Raw genomic sequence first — 17380 nt, forward strand, 5'->3', positions numbered from 1 at the left:
TACCGTGCTGGTGCCATTATCAATTGAGTATGCTTTTGAACGAGCCCAAACTTCGGGAAACCTCGGCGCTGGGCTCAGGGTTGTTGATTTACTCGCAAACGTCGTCTCGCTTGGCTGGAACATCGTCCGCAGACACGGGCGGCTTGCCGGCTTCGGCCTTTTCCAAGGCGAGCTTTGACTCGCTCAGCAATCGTTCCAGATCGGCCTTGTCTTTAACCAGGCTGGCTATTGTATCTTTGAGCGCTTTGACTTTCCCCAAAATGCCCGGACTGTTTCCGCCGGCTGTCGCCAGTTCGGCTTCAAGTTCCTTGAGTTTGTCTTTCAGGCTGCTTGCCTCAGCGGCATTGCTGTCGCGTGCCGATTCAAGTTGGCCAATCTGCTCGGCCAAAACTGTCTGGTCACTTTTCAGGCGATCGATCAGTTTGGCGCTTTCAGCGATCTGCTTTGTTAGCGCATCAACACCTGTTGCCGGATCATTGAGTTTTGCTACCTGTCCGGCCAGAATGGTTTTCTCGTCCTGAAGAGTCGCAACAAGCGTCTTGTTTGCTTGCAGCTGATTTTTGAGCGCTTCCAAGCCCGAGTTAGGGTCCTGAAGCGTGGCCACCGACGCAGCCAACTTGCTCTCAATATCGTCAATATGGGCATTTTTTGATACAAGACTGTTCTGAATATTGACGATTTCCGTGCGAAGCGTGGCATTCATTCCACCTTCCGCAGCCAGTCTGGTTTTCGCATCGTCGAGCAATTCATCAAGCCTCGTGCTGTCCGTCCTGTTCTGCTCCAGCGCCTTGTTGAGCGTTGCGATCTGCCCAGCAAGTTCCTGACGCTGATTGGCATTTTCCGAGGTAAGAACCTCAATCTTCCTGGCAAACTCACCCTTCTCGTTCACGAGTTCGGCGTTCTGACGCTTGAGCTCGCCGATCTCGGTTTGAAAGGTCGCTTCTGATGTATCCGATGTGTCGGATTTGGAATCAGACCCATTACAGGCAGCGGCGAAGACAAGCGGCAATAATAAGTAAAAACGGTGTTTCAAAATCTCGCTCCTGAAATGGATCAACTTAAAAATGGTCGATAAAAAAGGCCCGTTTAAAGCGGCTATGTAAAATCGTGATGACAATTCCAGACCGGATAAGGTCGTCGCCTTATCCGGAGATTTAAGCCGTTTACATTTTATGAGTGTATCGGATGGCACACTGCTGCCATCATCGAATCAATGATTTGGGTGGAACATGGTGCGGAGAATATACCGCTGACAGAAGATAACATGACGAGGCCGGACATGATGCCTGAAACTGGCAAAGCGGTTTCGCTTGAAGTTGTAGAAGTAGAACTGGCGCTCGGCGCGCAGGACATCCTTGCCGATGGCTTTGAAGGTGCGCTGCAAAAGGCTGTAGAACTTGTCGGCGGCAAATTGATTTTCAATATCAGGGCTCCGGAAAACAGTGTCTACCAACGTGTTGCAGCAATCTCGGTTTCAGATGGTTCAGATGAACAGACGGTCTTTGTCACTTTGGGCAATGACGGCACTACCTTTGCAGTGACCGCGGACAAATCCGATATCAATGTGGGCGGTGATCTGCCCTTGCTCTAAAGCCACTGCTGCCCGATTGAATCTAAAGCTTGAAGACACCAAAAACATTGAGAAGATTAATCGTCACGGTCAGCGTGCTGAAGATCGCTGCCCATACCAGCGCATGCACCGCAAAAGCGGCCGAATAGACGCCGCCCTTGTCAGGCAAAGCTTTTATACGCTCGTCCAGCAAATCAATGCGTGATGCGAGTTTTTCAACCGCCTGACTGATCTGGGTTGCTTCTGCCGCGTTCATGCCTGCCATTTTAATATCCGCTTTTTCATAGTCAATCGCCAAGCCCGTCCGGGCAGCAACGGATCGGATAATGGGCCGCTTTCCCTGGCACGGCAATTGAGCTTTAGTCTGACGTCAGCCCATAAACTTTGCGCGGGCCCTTGCTCTTCATTCAAGTCAGGCTAAGCTCCAGCATCCCATAACCGGAGTTATAAAATGGCGACCAGCCGTCCCCTCACCAATGTCCAGCAGCGCGATGTGAACGCCCTTCTTCATCCTTACACACCGATCCACAAACTGCATGAGAACGGCCCGCTGGTCATGGGGCATGGCAAGGGCGTCTATTTGTACGACACGCAAGGCAAGGAATATATTGAGGGAATGTCCGGCCTGTGGTGCGCAGGTCTTGGCTTCGGCGATGAAGAGATGATCGAGGCCGCAACAGAGCAGATGCGTACCCTGCCCTATTATCACCTCTTTGGTGGCAAGGGCATGGAACCCGCAATCGAGCTGGCTGAAAAGCTCAAGGAGATCGCGCCCGTACCGATTTCAAAAGTGTTCTACACGTCATCAGGTTCCGAGGCGAATGATACGCAGGTCAAGCTTGCATGGTATTACAACAATGCGCTTGGTCGCCCTAAAAAGAAGAAGATCATTTCCCGTGTCAAAGCCTATCACGGCGTAACGATCATGGCCGCCTCGCTGACCGGCCTTCCCTATAATCACAAGGGTTGGGATCTGCCCGTAGAAGGAATTCTCCACACGGATTGCCCGCATTATTATCGTTTCGGTCAGGAAGGCGAGAGCGAAGCTGAGTTCGTCGCACGTCTGGCCGCATCGCTGCGCGATATGATCGAGCGCGAGGGGCCGGATACAATAGCCGCCTTCATTGCCGAGCCCGTGATGGGCGCAGGTGGCGTACTCGTTCCGCCAGCCAGTTATTTCGGCGCAATCGAACCAATCCTGCGCGAGCATGATATCCTGATCATTTCCGATGAGGTTATCAATGGCTTCGGCCGCACCGGAAATTGGTGGGGAAGCCAGAGTGTCGGCATGACGCCAACCACTATTTCCGCCGCCAAGCAATTGACCGCAGCCTATTCGCCGCTGGGTGCCGTGCTTGTACCTGAAGACATCTATCAGGCCTATGTCGATCATAGTGCCCAGATCGGCACGTTCGGCCACGGCTTTACCTATGGCGGGCATCCGGTTGGCTGTGCACTCGGCGTCAAGGCAATCGAGATTTACCAGCGTCGCAATATTGTCGATTATGTACGCGGTCTTACACCGCTGTTTGAGGCGCGACTTGCCAAGGTCAAGGATCATCCGCTGGTCGGGGAAGTGCGCAATTGCGGCTTGATGGGTGCTGTCGAGCTTGTCGCCGATAAAGCGACCAAACGTTCGTTCAATCCGGCCCATGCTGTCGGCCCGACCTTGGCGCGATATCTTGAAGGTCATGGCGCCGTGCTTCGTGCGGTCGGAGACAGTATTGCCTTCTGCCCACCCATGATCATCACCGAGGACGAATTGAACGAGCTGTTCAACCGTTTTGAACTCGCTCTTGCGGATACGGAAGCCTATGTATCAAAGGGTGGATTGCGCACGGCTTGACAGCGGGAAATCTCGTGAAGTTTGAGAAGTTTTTCATCCCCTCCGGCGAAGCTGGTGCGAAGTTGGAAGTCGTGGCAGCCAAACCCCAGGATGAAGGGCCGCATCCAACGATTATCTTCAACCACGGCTCCACCGGTGTTGGGCGTAACACCGCGGTTTTCAGGAGGACAATAGCCCCTGCCATCGCGGCAAACTATTTTACGGAACGCGGCTGGATGGTGCTTTTCCCGCAGCGCCGCGGAAGAGGAAAATCCGGGGGAGCATATGGCGAGGGCCTTGCTTGCGATGGCTCCGGCTACTCCTGCGATGTAGACATTGCAATTGCCGGCTTTGAACGGGCCGTCGAGGATATGGATGCAGTCGTGCGCCATGTGCGCGAACGATCCGATGTGGACCAGACCCGGCTTGCCGTCGGGGGAGTATCGCGCGGCGGCATCCTGTCTATTGCCTATGCGGGAATGCGCCCGGGAACCTTTCAGGGGGCCATCAATTTCAATGGTGGCTGGCTTGGCCGGGCATGTCCCAGCCATGAACTTGTAAACCCGACCCTTTTCAAACGTGGCGCTTCGGCTGGCATTTCGACGCTTTGGCTGCATGGGAGCTACGACCAGTACTACCGGATAGGTCACTGTCGGGGGAACTTTGAAAAATTCCGAGCGGCGGGCGGGCAGGGAGAATTCATCGCCGCCCCGATGGGCCATGCACTGTTGTTCAAGCCTGCTCTGTGGAAGGCGCAACTTGATCGCTACATGGCCGGCATTACCATAAGGCCAGATCCATAACGGACCAGCAAATAAGGGAGGAACGTACATTGCAAAAGAAAGCTGCACTTCTTGATCGCGCAGAATGGGCGCAGGCGCCGGATGTCTGGTATGGCGAATTCGAAGGCTCTGTCTTTGGAGCAGACGCATCGGTCATGTTCTATACCACCGATAAAGTGAACCATGGCCCCAGGCTTCACCAGCATCCCTATGACGAAATCTTTATCGTTCGCCAAGGCCGCGCTTTGTTTACTGTTGGCGACCAGCAGATAGAGGCTGTTGCGGGGCAAATCGTATTTGGACCGGCAAATGTGCCGCACAAATTCATAAACCTCGGACCGGGACGTCTGGAAACGACTGACATTCATGTCACTGCATCATTTGTACAGGAAGACCTGGAATAGCGGCGAACATACCCATGGCCGCAAGAGAGGCGACCAGAATGTCTGAGGGAGTTTAGCCATTACAGAACATGCAGTTGTGATAGTTGGAGCAGGTCCGACAGGCCTGATGCTGGCAGGCGAATTGGCCTTGGCAGGCATTGACGCAGCCATCGTCGAACGCCGTCCGGATCAGGAACTTGCCGGTTCCCGCGCCGGTGGTCTGAGTTCGCGCACGCTGGAGGTTCTCGATCAGCGCGGAATCGTCGACCGTTTTCTGGCGGAGGGACAAAAAGCTCAGGTTACGGGATTTGCGGCGATAAGGCTGGACATCAGCGATTTTCCGACAAGGCATAATTATGGATTGGCGCTCAGGCAAAAACATATTGAACGCATTCTCGCCGAATGGGTCGGTGAACTGGCGGTGCCAATCTATCGCAACCGTGAGCTGAGCTCCTTCGCGCAAGATAAAAGCGGTGTAACAATCGAGCTGTCCGATGGTACATCACTTCGGGCATATTATCTTGTCGGCTGCGATGGCGGTCGCAGTCTGGTCCGCAAAGCAGCTGGCATCGAATTTCCGGGTTGGCACGCGACGACCAGCAACATTCTTGCCGAAGCCCAAATGACGGAAGAGCCGCCGCTTGGTGTCCACCGCACGGCACAGGGCATCCATGCGTTTGGCAGGGAGAAATATGAAATCCTTGATGGCAAGGTAGTTTTTGCCAGTGATGGTCCTTTGAACATCATGGTGACCGAACCGAATACCGAAGCTGCCACAGAGCCAACGCTGCGTGATCTCAGTGAGGCCCTCATGGCAGCATGCGGAAAAGATTATGGCATACATAGTCCAACATGGATTTCGCGGTTTACTGACGTTTCGCGGCAAGCTGCAACTTACCGCAGCGGCCGGGTATTACTGGCTGGCGATGCCGCGCACGTGCATTCGCCGGTGGGTGGACAAGGGCTGAATACCGGCGTGCAGGATGCGGTCAATCTCGGCTGGAAGCTTGCCCAAGTGGTGAAAGCAATATCTCCCGAAGCTTTGCTGGACACTTATCACGCAGAGCGCCACCCGGTTGCTGCGCGCGTGCTGCGCACAACAATGGCGCAGGTTGCACTGCAACGCACTGATGACCGCACTGAAGCCCTGCGTGAGATCATGTCGGAATTGTTCGGCATGGATACACTCCGCAAACGGATCGCCGCCGAAATGTCCGGACTTGGTATCCATTACGACCTTGGCGGCGGACATCCGCTTGTTGGCCGCCGCATACCCGATCTTCACCTGATAGTGGCTAGCGGTCGGGTGCGAATGTTTGAGCTTTTGCATGATGCGCAGCCAATATTTTTAAATCTTGGCGTGCCCGGCAGGTTTGACATCGAAGCATGGTCAGACCGCGTGCAACTGCTTGATGCCCGTTATGATGGCCCATGGGACCTGCCCGAACTGAGTTCCGTCACCGCTCCAACCGCAGTGTTGGTCCGGCCAGACGGATATGTTGCATGGGTGAGCGAGGGAACCCAGGACGGTCTTCGCGATGCGATGACCATTTGGTTCGGAACACCTGCGTGACAGACATTCCGGTTCCGGATTTCAGTTCAATCTCAGCGTGGAGCAAGGCCGTCAAGCAGGAAGTCGAGACCTTTTCTGAACGCGCCGTCCCAATCATTGTCGAGCAGCAGGCGAGTACGTTCAATTGTGGGGTAGCGACCGCTGATCTGTTCGAGGCGCTGTTGCGCGGCAACCATTTCATCATCGGAGAGGTCAAAACTCGCCCGGGTAATTGTTGCACCCATGACATAGTTCCACAGGGACCATATCGCCACGTTTAAATCGGCATCCGTCACGCCTGCCCCGGACAAGGTTTTGCTCAACAATTCCAAGCGGTTGAGTATGTTGGAACCAAGCGCCCGGCGCGGTAACAGAGCTGCTGACCATGGGTGACGCAACATGCTGGTGCGCCAGTCTTCAAGCATATGAATGACTTCTGCACGCCAGTTTTCTGAGGGCGCTATTTGCTGTGATCCGCGATATTCGAGAACGCAATCGAGCGCCAGATCAAACACCTTTTCCTTGTTGTCAACATGCCAGTAAAGGCTCATGGCACCCGCACCGAGGCGATCGGCCAGCCGCCGCATCGACAATCCGTCAACCCCGTTTTCGTCCAGCATTTCCACCGCGGTCGTAATAATACGTTCCAGCGACAGTGGCGGCTCGCTGTGCATCTCACGATCAGAATCGGATAACCGGGTTTTCCGCCGGGACCGTTTGTTCGACATGCTGCTGGGTTTGGCTGACATCATTTTCCTTGGCAATGAGTCCATAGATTTAAGCTGACAACAGGTGATTGTCGATTCAAAGTGATTGACTCGTACGGCGTACGATGCAATTTAATCGTACGCCGTACGAGTTGACTGTGCGGAGTGGAATCGAAGTTTAATCCTGCCGGGCGCGATGGCATTTTCCGCAGCCGGCAATACCCAAGAGCGAACCATGTCACGCGCAATCAAGCATCTATTTATCGGAGGGCTCATCATCATGAATATGGGATTTTCTAGTGCGGCGACAGCACATGAAACTGATCGCAAACTGACAATCGTCAATCCCAAGACTCTCTACGACCCGACACCGAATGGTTATAGCACCGCCGTGATTACACCCGGTGGGGGCCGTGTGGCCTATATTTCCGGACAGGGTGGCCAAGATAGCACAGGCGGCCTGTCACCGGATTTCGCCGTGCAGGTAAAGCAGGCTTATGCAAACCTGCACGCTGCCATTGATGCGCTCGGTGCCAAGCCGGATCAGGTAGCCAAGCTCACAATTTTCGTGGTCGATCACGACATGTCCAAGCTTGAAGTGCTGACCAGAAACGTCAAGGATATGTTCGGTGAAACATTGCCGGCACAGACCTTGGTTCCTGTCCCCAAGCTGGCAATTGATCCCATGCTCTTCGAGGTGGAAGCTACGGTCATTCTGGACTGATGGAGCCGAGTTCAGTGCAACTACAGTGCGTGTTGCAACGCAGTCAATGCGTGGTTCGACAAGCTCACCATGAGGAAGGACGCAGATTGCATATACGCTCAAACGGCTAGCAATCGGAAGGTCCTGCAACCCTCAACCTTCCTCATGGTGAGCATCCTGAGCCTGTCGAAGGGCGAACCACGCACTATAGTTATGTCAGCATTAAAATGCTTTCAAAGCCGAATGCATTGTCGCAGAAATCGGTCCAGAAGCTGAACTTGTGCCCGATCTCTGCGGCAATCATTATTCCCGGTTCCGGCTATTTGGCCTTGAGCAATTCACCAACTTCCAGAATTACAAATTCATTGTCATCGGCCTTATCCACAGCGCGGCCGGCGGAAAATGGCAGGTTGTTGTCATTGCCGACGATGATATGGGTGCCGTCTACAATGTCTACATTTTCAATTGTCACGAAAGGCATATCGTAGAAACCCTCCCCGCCGCCCTGACGCTTCTTGTTGTCCGGATCGGCAATCTTGAGCAGGTCGATATAGCCGATCTTGCGAACAGCCTTATCCACATTGGCGTCAGTCATCTCAACCTTGTAAACACGCTTGTGTTTCGATGGCTTGTCGAAGCAATCCGGCGTTGGTGCCTTTGGGTCCGGGCATGCTTTTGCGTCCGTTCCCGCGCCATTGTCACGCTCTATCACCAGCGCCGTTGTCTCATCGATCATGTTGAAATCACCGATGGCCTCGCCGCCTGCCGAGAGGGGGTAGAGCCAGCTGCGGCCGGTCCAGTTTTTGGCGGCAATGTCGAATTCGATAACCCGAAGCGCTGGCTGGTCGTCAACTTTTTCAACAGCGCCATCATCCCCAAAAAGCGGGCCTTCAAGCAGCGCATATAATTTGCTGCCATCCTTGGACTGCGCCAGGCCTTCATAACCACCGGAGCGCTTCAAATTGAAAGACGGACTCTTGAGTGTCGGGTTGGCTGGCAGGCTGATTGCCGGGTTATCCGGCGAGCGAACATCCCTGTCACCAACCTTGGTGGCAATGACGTCGGTAACTTTGCCATCCAGCGTTACCTTGACAAGGTAGGGTCCGAACTCTTCGCCCAGCCAGAAACCATCGGCAACCGGCTGGATGGATTCAATATCCAGATCACTGCCGGTCAGATAGCGTGTCTCGCTGCCTTCGATGACGATTGGAAACGGCACCTTCTTATCCGGGTCAGTCAAAAAGATGGTCTGCTTGCGCTCGACAGTACCTTTGTCCCAATCGAATGCCAAATGATGCAGCATCAGCATCGCATCGACTGAATTCAGCTTTGTCCCGAAGCCATTGTCAGAAAGTGACCAGTAGGTTCCGTCGCCGATTGCCTTGATGCCCGAAAAACCCTGAACCGGCTGGCCGTCAAATGGCAGTGACAGATTGGTAAGCCGCATTCCATCCTTACCCGGCAACGTTCCGAGCTCCGTCGCGCGCTTGCGATCAGCGGTTGTAAATTTGCCTGCCGTCTTCAGATGCTCAGGTGCGTTCTCAGGAGCCTTGACCAAGGTGTTTGCCGGCAGGATCGCGTGGGAGACGAGCTTGGCTGGAAACTCCTGTTCGGCAGCCTGCGCTGGCATCGACATCATCGCAGTGGAAAGAAACAGAGCGGCGGAAATTGAGCGCATCGGGCATCACCATTTTGAGTTGAAGTCAGAAATCCTGACAACGCTTAGGTGCGCATTGTGTCCGCGGTTTTAAGTTTTCATGACGACCCGATGAAGATCAAAAGACATTACGCGCTATTGGACAGTCCGTCGCGGGTCGTTGCAGTGACCCGAGACCAAAATAAACAACAGTTGGAGCATTTGAACACAGAAATCGAGAAGAATAGGCAAAGAGGGGAGCGAAAATCGCGTTTTGGGGAGCAAAATTGCTATCCATGGATGTAATTTGGTTGTGTTTGGTTGAATTCAGGCATTCGGGCCAATTGGCCTCTCGCTTTCAACCACATCGCTCAGACGCACAAAATGGAAGCCTTTTTGTTTCAGGCTAAGGATACCCTTTACGACGCCTGCACCCGCTGCCCGGGTTGGTTGGTTGATATGAGCAATGATCACATCTCCATCTTTTGCGGCGGAAATCCGCTTCTCCACCTGCCCCGAAAGCAGTGAGGCACCCAGGTCAGCATTGAGCGAGTAGCCTGCAACCCGATACCCCATTTCGTGAATGAGCTTGATTGCATTATCGCTATAGCGGGCGGTCGCATCGCGATACCAGACAGGTTTTCCAGCAGCGGCGGCCTGCATGGCACTTGCCCCGCCTTCGATCTCCGACCTTATGGCAGGGACTGATCCTGCAGTTTTAAGACCAAACATGAGTGGTTGGTTGTCTATAGCTGGAATATGGTTAAGTCCATGATTTTCCAATTCAAAAAGATCGGGATGCGCCTTCATGATTGCAACAGAGGCCGCATTGCGCTTCAGCCAACGGCCCGTTACGAAGATAGTCGCCGCAATTTTGTTTTCCACCAACGCGGTCAATATCCGCTCATCGGTCTGACCCGAACAGGCATCAAGCGTCAGCGCCACTTGCGGTGCGCTAGCACCGCCCTTAGCAACGAAAAGTTGCGGTTCAATGAAATGCGGATGGTTTCCCGCATTGGCCGTACCCGCTGCCGATATAATGGTACAGGTGATGAGAAGTTTGGAAATCAGACGCATATTATTGCCGCATGCAGAGGAATCTGCGCGGGATTAGCGCGCAGAAACAAGCGGAATTATGGCAATAAGCCTTTAATTTCCTTTGGGTTTTGCCGATGCCTGCGCCGCAGCCAGACGGGCTATCGGCACCCGAAACGGAGAGCAGGAAACATAGTCCAGCCCTACGCTGTCACAGAAATGGATTGATGCCGGATCGCCGCCATGTTCACCGCAAATGCCGAGCTTGATATTGGGTCGGGTAGCCCTGCCCTTCTCTGCCGCGAGCCGCACCAGTTCGCCGACGCCATCAACATCTATTGAGACAAATGGGTCCTGTTCAATGATGCCTTTGAGCTGGTAAGTCATCAGGAATGACGAGGCATCATCGCGTGAAATACCAAAAGTCGTTTGCGTCAAGTCATTGGTTCCAAAGGAGAAAAACTCTGCAGCTTCTGCGATTGAATTTGCCCGGATGGCAGCACGTGGCAGCTCGATCATTGTCCCGACCAGATAGCCGATCTTGATGTCGGCCTCCTTCATGACATCGGCTGCAACAGCACTGATACGTGCCTTGACGAAGTCCAGTTCAGCCCTAAGGCCGACCAGCGGCACCATGATTTCAAGTTCCACCGGCGCGCCGGTCGACTTGCCCGCTTCTACGGCTGCCTCGAAGATTGCCCGCGACTGCATCTCGGCAATTTCGGGGTAGGATATTGCCAAACGGCAACCGCGATGCCCAAGCATAGGGTTGAATTCATGCAAGGATTCCGTTCGTTCCCGCAATTTATCCGGAGCAATATTCATTGCTGCCGCTACTTCAGCGATCTCTTCATCCGTTTTCGGCAAAAACTCGTGCAGCGGAGGATCAAGCAGGCGAATTGTGACCGGGAGGCCATGCATGATTTCGAATAGCTCAATGAAATCAGTGCGCTGCATAGGCAATAACTTTTCAAGAGCAGCGCGGCGACCCTTCTCGCTTTCAGCCAGAATCATCTCGCGCATGGCAATAATGCGCTCACCTTCGAAGAACATATGTTCGGTGCGGCAAAGCCCGATGCCTTCTGCACCGAATGATCGTGCGGTACGCGCGTCATTAGGCGTTTCGGCATTGGCGCGCACTTTCATGCGGCGAGTTCCATCTGCCCATTCCATTATCTTGCCGAAATCACCCGACAATTCCGGCTGAAGCATTGGTACAGCGCCCTTCAAAACCTGACCAATTCCCCCGTCAATCGTAATGATATCGCCTTTTCTAAGCGTTACACCCATAGCGAGTAACGTCTCGTTGCGATAATCAACCCGCAACGCTCCAGCGCCTGAAACGCAAGGCTTTCCCATGCCCCGTGCCACGACAGCAGCGTGGCTGGTCATGCCACCGCGCGTCGTTAAAATTGCTTCCGCCGCATGCATCCCGTGAATATCTTCCGGGCTGGTTTCAATACGCACCAGAATGGCTTTGCGACCCTCGGATTTCAGCTGTTCCGCGTCTTCAGAGGAGAAGACGATCTCACCCGTAGCAGCGCCCGGCGATGCAGGAAGACCAGTTCCTATAACCTCCCGTTTTGCCTTAGGATCAATAGTCGGATGCAACAATTGATCAAGCGAAGCTGGCTCAATTCGCAACACTGCCTCTTCGCGGCTGATCAAACCTTCGTCCGCCATTTCAACTGCGATCTTCAGCGCTGCCTTGGCAGTGCGCTTGCCGGAGCGGGTCTGCAGCATCCATAATTTACCATTTTCAATAGTAAATTCAAGGTCTTGCATATCTGTATAGTGCTGCTCAAGCTTATCCGAAACCGCGCAGAATTCGGCAAATGCTGCCGGCATGATCTTTTCCAGAGATGGCTTGTCGGACCCTGCGGCGATACGGGCTTCTTCAGTAATGTTCTGGGGCGTGCGAATGCCCGCAACCACATCTTCACCCTGTGCATTCACCAGAAACTCGCCATAGAGCTTCTTTTCTCCCGTTGAGGGGTTTCGCGTGAAAGCTACGCCAGTCGCGGACTTATCGCCCATATTGCCAAAAACCATGGCCTGTACACTGACCGCAGTACCCCAGCTTTCAGGTATGTTGTGCAAACGCCGGTAGGTCACAGCGCGAGCATTCATCCAGCTAGAAAAGACTGCACCGATCGCCCCCCAAAGCTGCTGTTCCGGGTCTTGCGGAAAAGGCTCTTCCAATTCCTCTTCCACCTTCGACTTGTAAAGCGCAACCACATTTTTCCAGTCGTCGGCCGTCAACGCCGTGTCGACGTCATGCCCCAGATTGGCTTTCGTATCTTCCAGAATCTCTTCAAAAACTGAATGATCCAATCCCATGACGACATCAGAATACATCTGGATGAAGCGCCGATAACTATCATAGGCAAATCTTGGGTCGCCGGATTCACGGGCGATCGCTTCAACAGTCTCATCATTCAGACCAAGGTTGAGTACCGTATCCATCATGCCGGGCATGGACGCACGGGATCCTGAGCGCACCGAGACCAAAAGAGGCTTTTTAGCATCGCCAATGCTGCGTCCAGTAACGCTGGCTATATGCTCCAGCGCTTTGGTAACTTCTTTGGCCAATGTGTCGGGATAGCTGCGCTCATGTTCATAGAACCAGCTGCAAACTTCGGAAGTGATTGTAAAACCGGGAGGAACTGGCAAACCGAGTGAGCACATTTCCGCAAGGTTTGCGCCTTTTCCGCCAAGCAGATTGCGATCTCCCGCAGAACCCTCAGCCTTGCCATCGCCAAATGTGTAAACCCATTTTACCATTGCAGCCTCCCATGCCGCTAAAATGCCTTTTGAGGTCTACGCGATGCATGCAGGAATCACCAGCGCCAAATGCTGCAATGCAGCATTCAAATCGATTAAGGGGGTAAATCCGCGTTAAGCGTTGAAATGTTTGGTCATTTGCGAGCCTAGCTGGCTTCGCGCAACTGCTCTGCTGTTTGCAGATCGACCGAAACGAGTTGGCTGACGCCCTGCTCTGCCATGGTCACACCGAAAAGCCGGTTCATCCGGGCCATGGTGATCGGGTTATGGGTAATGACCACAAACCGCGTATCGGTTGAAGCGGCCATCTCATCCATAAGGTTGCAGAAGCGCTCGACATTATGGTCGTCGAGCGGTGCATCCACTTCGTCCAGCACACAAATCGGTGCTGGATTTGTTAAAAACACCGCGAAAATCAAGGCCATGGCAGTAAGCGCTTGTTCGCCGCCCGATAGCAAAGTCATGGTTTGCGGCTTCTTGCCAGGCGGTCGCGCAAGAATTTCCAACCCTGCTTCCAGCGGGTCGTCAGACTCTATGAGCTGCAATTCGGCCGTGCCCCCACCAAAAAGATGGGTGAAAAGCCGCTTGAACTGAACATTGACCACCTCGAACGCGGCCAACAGACGTTCACGCCCTTCGCGATTGAGGCTCTGGATGGCTTGGCGAAGCTTCTTGACCGCTTCGATGATATCTTCCCGTTCAGTGACAATCGCTTCAAGTCGAGCCGAGAGTTCTTCCTGCTCTTCTTCGGCGCGAAGATTCACTGCCCCCAAGCGCTCACGCTCGATTTTAAGCCGCTCAAGATTGCGCTCTGTTACTTCCACATCCGGTAATGGATCGTTGGGGCCAAGCCCCGTCAAACGCATTGTTTCGTGCGGTGCACAGTTCAACGCTTCAAAGATGCGCGTTTCCGTATCTTTGCGGCGTTCCTGTGCGGCAGACAGGCGTTCTTCAGCACGTGCCCTGCCTTCTCGCGCTGTTGCAAGCGCCTGAATGGCTTCTGTTGCAGCACGATCCAGTTCCTGCTGCTTTGCCTCGGCTACGGCCAGTTTGTCACCAGCACTTTTCCGCAACTCCTCGGCTTCCGAAAGCTGCGAAAGCAATGCGCGATTGCGCTCGGCAATTTCGTCTGGCGCATCCGCCAGATTGACCGCTTCGCGCTCCGCTTCAAGCTTCCGCTCGCTTAGTGATTTTATCTGCCTGTCCGCATTTTCTGCCCGGGTAATCCAGCTTTTACGCTCAAATCCGATTGACTCAAGTCGGCGCATCCGCGCGTCCGCTTCACGCCGTAGCCCATCATAGACAGCGCGGGCTTCTGCAAGAGTCGCCCGGTCAAGAGTGACTTCAGCAGTCAATGCGGCAAGCCTTCGATTTAGCTCGTCGATATCCGCAGCACTTTCAAGTCGAATTTGCGTCTCGACAAACTGTTCCTGTGTCTCTTCCAGTGTTTCGGTAAGGCGGGATTTTCCCTCATCGAGCGCGGCGCGTCTGTTGAATAGCTGACCGGAGGCGCGTTCTGCCGCAGCCAAAGCTTCGCGGGCATCATTCAAAGAGCGCTGCATGGCACGCCAATGATCACGCGTAGTTCGCTCATTTTCAACGGCGTCACGAACGCCTTTCTCGGCTTCTCCAATGGCTGTTTCAGCGGCGCGCAACTGCTTTGTCGCTTCAACAACCTCAAGATCGAGTTCGGCCAAGCGGTTCTTCTGGGCAAGCCGAAGCGCTGCGGGCGTTGGAGCGTCAGCACTGGCCGTATAGCCATCCCAGCGCCATAGGGCCCCGGACTTGCTCACCAATCGCTGGCCCGGCTTCAAAACCGCCTGCAACCGCCAACCATCCGCCTGGTCAACAAGGCCAATCTGGGCAAGCCTGCGGGCCAATTGCTTCGGCGCACTTACAAACTCTGCCAGAGACCTGACGCCCACTGGTAACGTGGCATCATCCGTTGAAGGCGTCAGTCCACCCCAGAAAACGGGGGCGGAATTGTCAACCGGAGCGTCAAGGTCTTCACCAAGCGCTGCACCTAGAGCCGTCTCATAGCCCTTTTCGACCCTTATCGCCTCTACGATAGCCGGAAAGAGATCCGAAGCACCTGCGTTGATCATTTTGGCCAAAGTATTGGCTTCAGTTTCGACGCGCCCCAAATTGCTACGCGCTTCCTGCAGAGGCTGCCGCAATGCAGCTTCCCTCTGACGGGCCGTCTCTACTGCGGTCTCCGAAATGAGCGTTGCTTCCTCTGCTTGAGCAAAAATTGCTTCCGCTTCTTCAACCAGCCTTTGCTTTTCAACCGGATCGGCCAAGGCTGTGATTTGCGCGGCAACAGAGTTCAATTCCTGCTCAACATCACCAACCTGCCGGACAAGACGGTCACGCCGCTCGGTGGTTTCACGCAAATTGCGCTCAACCTGCGCCCGTTCCGCTGAGGCCTCTGCGCGCTCGGCGGTAATTTTCGCCAGCGCCGACTCACTTTCCTTCAGTTTGGCTTCAGCGCGCTCAAATTCAGCACGCGTTTCCAGTTCACGGGTTCCGGCATTGGCATTTTCTTCGGCCAGCGACTGCTCCTCTGTGACGAGACGCTCAAGCACATCAGCATTATCGCTTACCATCTGCTCCTCGCGGGCGATGTCTGCGGTAAACTGCTGTAATCGCTTCTCGATTTCAGTCTGGCGGGCACGAACACGCTCAGCTTCTTCCTGCAGCTGTGACCGGGCGATAGTCAGACGTTGCAATACGGCAGCGGCCTTGGCCTCTGCTTCACGCAGATCGGGCAAATGGTGTGCGCCAACGGCCTGTTCTTTGGCAGCATTCATTTGGCGCTGTGCTTGTTCGCCTACGCCTGATGTTGCTATTGCCAAAGCTGACTGTGCTTCGCCCTCCTGGGCTTTTGCGACGGACCACTTCAAGTGTAGCAAAATCGCTTCTGAGCGTCGTATGTCAGCCGACAGGCTTTTGAAGCGATTTGCTTGACGTGATTGCCGTCTCAGGCTTTCGATCTGTGTTTCAAGTTCACCGACGACATCTTCAAGCCGCTCAAGATTTTGCTCTGCTGCACGCAAACGCAGTTCAGCCTCATGACGGCGCGTGTGCAAGCCAGATATGCCGGCCGCCTCTTCCAGCAGGGCGCGGCGAGCCTGCGGCTTTGCCTGAATTAGCTCACCGATCCGGCCCTGTCCCACCATTGAAGGCGAGCGAGCGCCTGTCGACTGGTCAGCAAACAATAATTGCACGTCTTTGGCGCGAGCGTCCTTGCCATTGATGCGATAGACGGACCCTGCCTCACGCTCAATACGGCGCGAAACCTGCAATTCGTCGGAATTATTGAATGCCGAGGGTGCAGTGCGATCCTGATTGTCGAGAAAAAGCGTCACCTCGGCCGTGTTGCGTGAAGGCCGCGTACCTGAACCGGAAAAGATGACATCATCCATACCGGATGCGCGCATATTCTTGTATGAGCTTTCACCCATAACCCAACGCAGCGCCTCGACGAGATTGGACTTGCCGCAGCCATTAGGGCCAACGACCCCGGTCAATCCGCTTTCAATGACGAACTCGGCAGGTTCAACGAAAGATTTGAAACCAAGCAGGCGGAGTTTGGTAAAGCGCATCAGATGCCCTTTCCCAAATACACGCCAAGAATCGAAACGGCGGGCGCAGTTTTGCGCCCGCCGAAAATCTGGTCGCGGGTACTACAGCAGGCCGTCGATGATCGCTGACATTTCGTCAACCGATAGGGCTCCCGAGTATTTGGCACCGTTGATAAAGAATGTCGGAGTCGAATCTACTCCAAATTCCTTGGCACCGCGGTCACGTGACGCATTCACATCATCCAGAAGCTTTTGGTTCGTCAAGCAAGCTTTGAATGACTCCTGTGTAAAACCGGCCAATTTGGAGATTTGAAGCAGTGGTTCTTCTGCATTTGCTGCTGCAGCCCACTGTTCCTGCTGTTTGAACAGCACTTCCACCAATGGATAGTAGCGTTCTTCCGGTGCACAACGGGCCAGCATGAAGGCGGCGGCGGCGCGCGGGTCGAACGGGAATTCGCGCAAGATCAGCTTGGCTTTACCGGTATCAATATACTTCTCCTTAATGGTCGGCAAAGTGGTGGTGGAGAAGTGTGCGCAATGCGGACAAGTCATTGAGGCGTACTCAATAATCGTGACTGGCGCATCGGCCTTGCCGAGGACCATATCCTTCAAGCCGCTCGCTGCCAAAAGCTTTGCTTCATCCACTTTACCTGTGGAATTAGGCACTTTCACGTCCTTGGGTGCAGCAGCTTCCTGCGACCAAGCGCTTGAGCCAGCCGTAAGAGCGATGGCAGCCGTGGAGGCGGCAGCAAGGCCCAACATTTTTCTGCGATTCAGCAATTCAGTCATCAGGATCACCAGTCTCCGGCGTTGATCAAC

14 protein-coding genes are annotated in these 17380 nt (G+C 54.2%); 6 read left to right on the plus strand and 8 right to left on the minus strand.

The genetic code is table 11. The features are described 5' to 3' along the window. Positions 1 to 88 precede the first annotated feature (88 nt). On the minus strand, positions 89 to 1033 hold the full coding sequence (locus PMI41_RS22960) for a hypothetical protein (protein WP_008128898.1): 945 nt from the start codon (positions 1031 to 1033) through the stop codon (positions 89 to 91). A gap of 246 nt (positions 1034 to 1279) precedes the next feature. Between PMI41_RS22960 and PMI41_RS22965 the strand changes: the two genes are divergently transcribed. Then, a complete protein-coding gene (locus tag PMI41_RS22965) occupies positions 1280 to 1591 on the plus strand; it encodes a hypothetical protein (RefSeq protein WP_008128899.1) in 312 nt (103 codons plus the stop codon). Positions 1592 to 1613: 22 nt separating this feature from the next. On the opposite strand, the gene PMI41_RS22970 is transcribed toward PMI41_RS22965, so the two are convergent. Next, complete coding sequence (locus tag PMI41_RS22970; protein WP_008128901.1) at positions 1614 to 1835, minus strand: hypothetical protein; 222 nt, start codon at positions 1833 to 1835, stop codon at positions 1614 to 1616. Between the two features lie 186 nt (positions 1836 to 2021). Here PMI41_RS22970 and PMI41_RS22975 point away from each other — a divergent pair, with 186 nt between their 5' ends. Genes PMI41_RS22975 through PMI41_RS22990 form a run of 4 tightly spaced genes read left to right on the plus strand, consistent with a single transcriptional unit; the run spans position 2022 to position 6133 of the window. After that, positions 2022 to 3416 (plus strand): aminotransferase, encoded by a 1395-nt coding sequence (locus PMI41_RS22975; protein ID WP_008128903.1) that lies wholly within the window; start codon positions 2022 to 2024, stop codon positions 3414 to 3416. Between the two features lie 14 nt (positions 3417 to 3430). Further along, on the plus strand, positions 3431 to 4198 hold the full coding sequence (locus PMI41_RS22980) for an alpha/beta hydrolase (protein ID WP_008128905.1): 768 nt from the start codon (positions 3431 to 3433) through the stop codon (positions 4196 to 4198). A 29-nt stretch (positions 4199 to 4227) separates the two neighbouring features. Continuing rightward, positions 4228 to 4581, plus strand: coding sequence for a cupin domain-containing protein (locus PMI41_RS22985; RefSeq protein WP_008128908.1), 354 nt, complete (start codon positions 4228 to 4230; stop codon positions 4579 to 4581). A gap of 58 nt (positions 4582 to 4639) precedes the next feature. Further along, positions 4640 to 6133, plus strand: coding sequence for an FAD-dependent monooxygenase (locus tag PMI41_RS22990; RefSeq protein ID WP_040856562.1), 1494 nt, complete (start codon positions 4640 to 4642; stop codon positions 6131 to 6133). A gap of 32 nt (positions 6134 to 6165) precedes the next feature. On the opposite strand, the gene PMI41_RS22995 is transcribed toward PMI41_RS22990, so the two are convergent. Next, the gene (locus PMI41_RS22995) at positions 6166 to 6861 is read right to left on the minus strand and encodes a TetR/AcrR family transcriptional regulator C-terminal domain-containing protein (RefSeq protein WP_008128912.1); all 696 of its coding nucleotides are present in this window, start codon (positions 6859 to 6861) and stop codon (positions 6166 to 6168) included. Positions 6862 to 7054: 193 nt separating this feature from the next. On the opposite strand from PMI41_RS22995, the gene PMI41_RS23000 reads away from it, so the two are divergent. Further along, complete coding sequence (locus tag PMI41_RS23000; RefSeq protein ID WP_040856598.1) at positions 7055 to 7543, plus strand: RidA family protein; 489 nt, start codon at positions 7055 to 7057, stop codon at positions 7541 to 7543. A gap of 298 nt (positions 7544 to 7841) precedes the next feature. On the opposite strand, the gene PMI41_RS23005 is transcribed toward PMI41_RS23000, so the two are convergent. The 5 genes from PMI41_RS23005 to PMI41_RS23025 all read right to left on the minus strand — a co-directional run bounded on the left by PMI41_RS23005 (position 7842) and on the right by PMI41_RS23025 (position 17350). Continuing rightward, the gene (locus tag PMI41_RS23005) at positions 7842 to 9200 is read right to left on the minus strand and encodes an esterase-like activity of phytase family protein (RefSeq protein WP_008128918.1); all 1359 of its coding nucleotides are present in this window, start codon (positions 9198 to 9200) and stop codon (positions 7842 to 7844) included. A 285-nt stretch (positions 9201 to 9485) separates the two neighbouring features. Beyond that, positions 9486 to 10235 carry a polysaccharide deacetylase family protein gene (locus PMI41_RS23010; RefSeq protein ID WP_008128919.1) on the minus strand — a complete coding sequence of 250 codons (750 nt, stop codon included), beginning with the start codon at positions 10233 to 10235 and terminating at the stop codon, positions 9486 to 9488. Positions 10236 to 10307: 72 nt separating this feature from the next. Then, positions 10308 to 12977 (minus strand): pyruvate, phosphate dikinase, encoded by a 2670-nt coding sequence (gene ppdK / locus PMI41_RS23015; protein WP_008128921.1) that lies wholly within the window; start codon positions 12975 to 12977, stop codon positions 10308 to 10310. Positions 12978 to 13123: 146 nt separating this feature from the next. Then, complete coding sequence (gene smc, locus PMI41_RS23020) at positions 13124 to 16582, minus strand: chromosome segregation protein SMC (RefSeq protein WP_008128923.1); 3459 nt, start codon at positions 16580 to 16582, stop codon at positions 13124 to 13126. 81 nt (positions 16583 to 16663) lie between these two features. Then, entirely contained in the window at positions 16664 to 17350 is a 687-nt protein-coding gene (locus tag PMI41_RS23025; RefSeq protein ID WP_008128924.1) for a DsbA family protein, read from the minus strand. Positions 17351 to 17380 lie beyond the last annotated feature (30 nt).

Origin of the sequence: Phyllobacterium sp. YR531 (assembly GCF_000282595.1) — a bacterium.
GTDB lineage: Bacteria > Pseudomonadota > Alphaproteobacteria > Rhizobiales > Rhizobiaceae > Phyllobacterium.

Bases quoted from the DNA above. Each gene is read 5' to 3' on its own strand.
- PMI41_RS23005 (WP_008128918.1), bottom strand. From the start codon at position 9,200: ATGCGCTCAATTTCCGCCGCTCTGTTTCTTTCCACTGCGATGATGTCG.
- PMI41_RS23025 (WP_008128924.1), bottom strand. From the start codon at position 17,350: ATGACTGAATTGCTGAATCGCAGAAAAATGTTGGGCCTTGCTGCCGCC.
- PMI41_RS22970 (WP_008128901.1), bottom strand. From the start codon at position 1,835: ATGGCAGGCATGAACGCGGCAGAAGCAACCCAGATCAGTCAGGCGGTT.
- PMI41_RS22965 (WP_008128899.1), top strand. From the start codon at position 1,280: ATGATGCCTGAAACTGGCAAAGCGGTTTCGCTTGAAGTTGTAGAAGTA.
- PMI41_RS22975 (WP_008128903.1), top strand. From the start codon at position 2,022: ATGGCGACCAGCCGTCCCCTCACCAATGTCCAGCAGCGCGATGTGAAC.
- PMI41_RS22995 (WP_008128912.1), bottom strand. From the start codon at position 6,861: ATGTCAGCCAAACCCAGCAGCATGTCGAACAAACGGTCCCGGCGGAAA.
- PMI41_RS23000 (WP_040856598.1), top strand. From the start codon at position 7,055: ATGTCACGCGCAATCAAGCATCTATTTATCGGAGGGCTCATCATCATG.
- smc (WP_008128923.1), bottom strand. From the start codon at position 16,582: ATGCGCTTTACCAAACTCCGCCTGCTTGGTTTCAAATCTTTCGTTGAA.
- ppdK (WP_008128921.1), bottom strand. From the start codon at position 12,977: ATGGTAAAATGGGTTTACACATTTGGCGATGGCAAGGCTGAGGGTTCT.
- PMI41_RS23010 (WP_008128919.1), bottom strand. From the start codon at position 10,235: ATGCGTCTGATTTCCAAACTTCTCATCACCTGTACCATTATATCGGCA.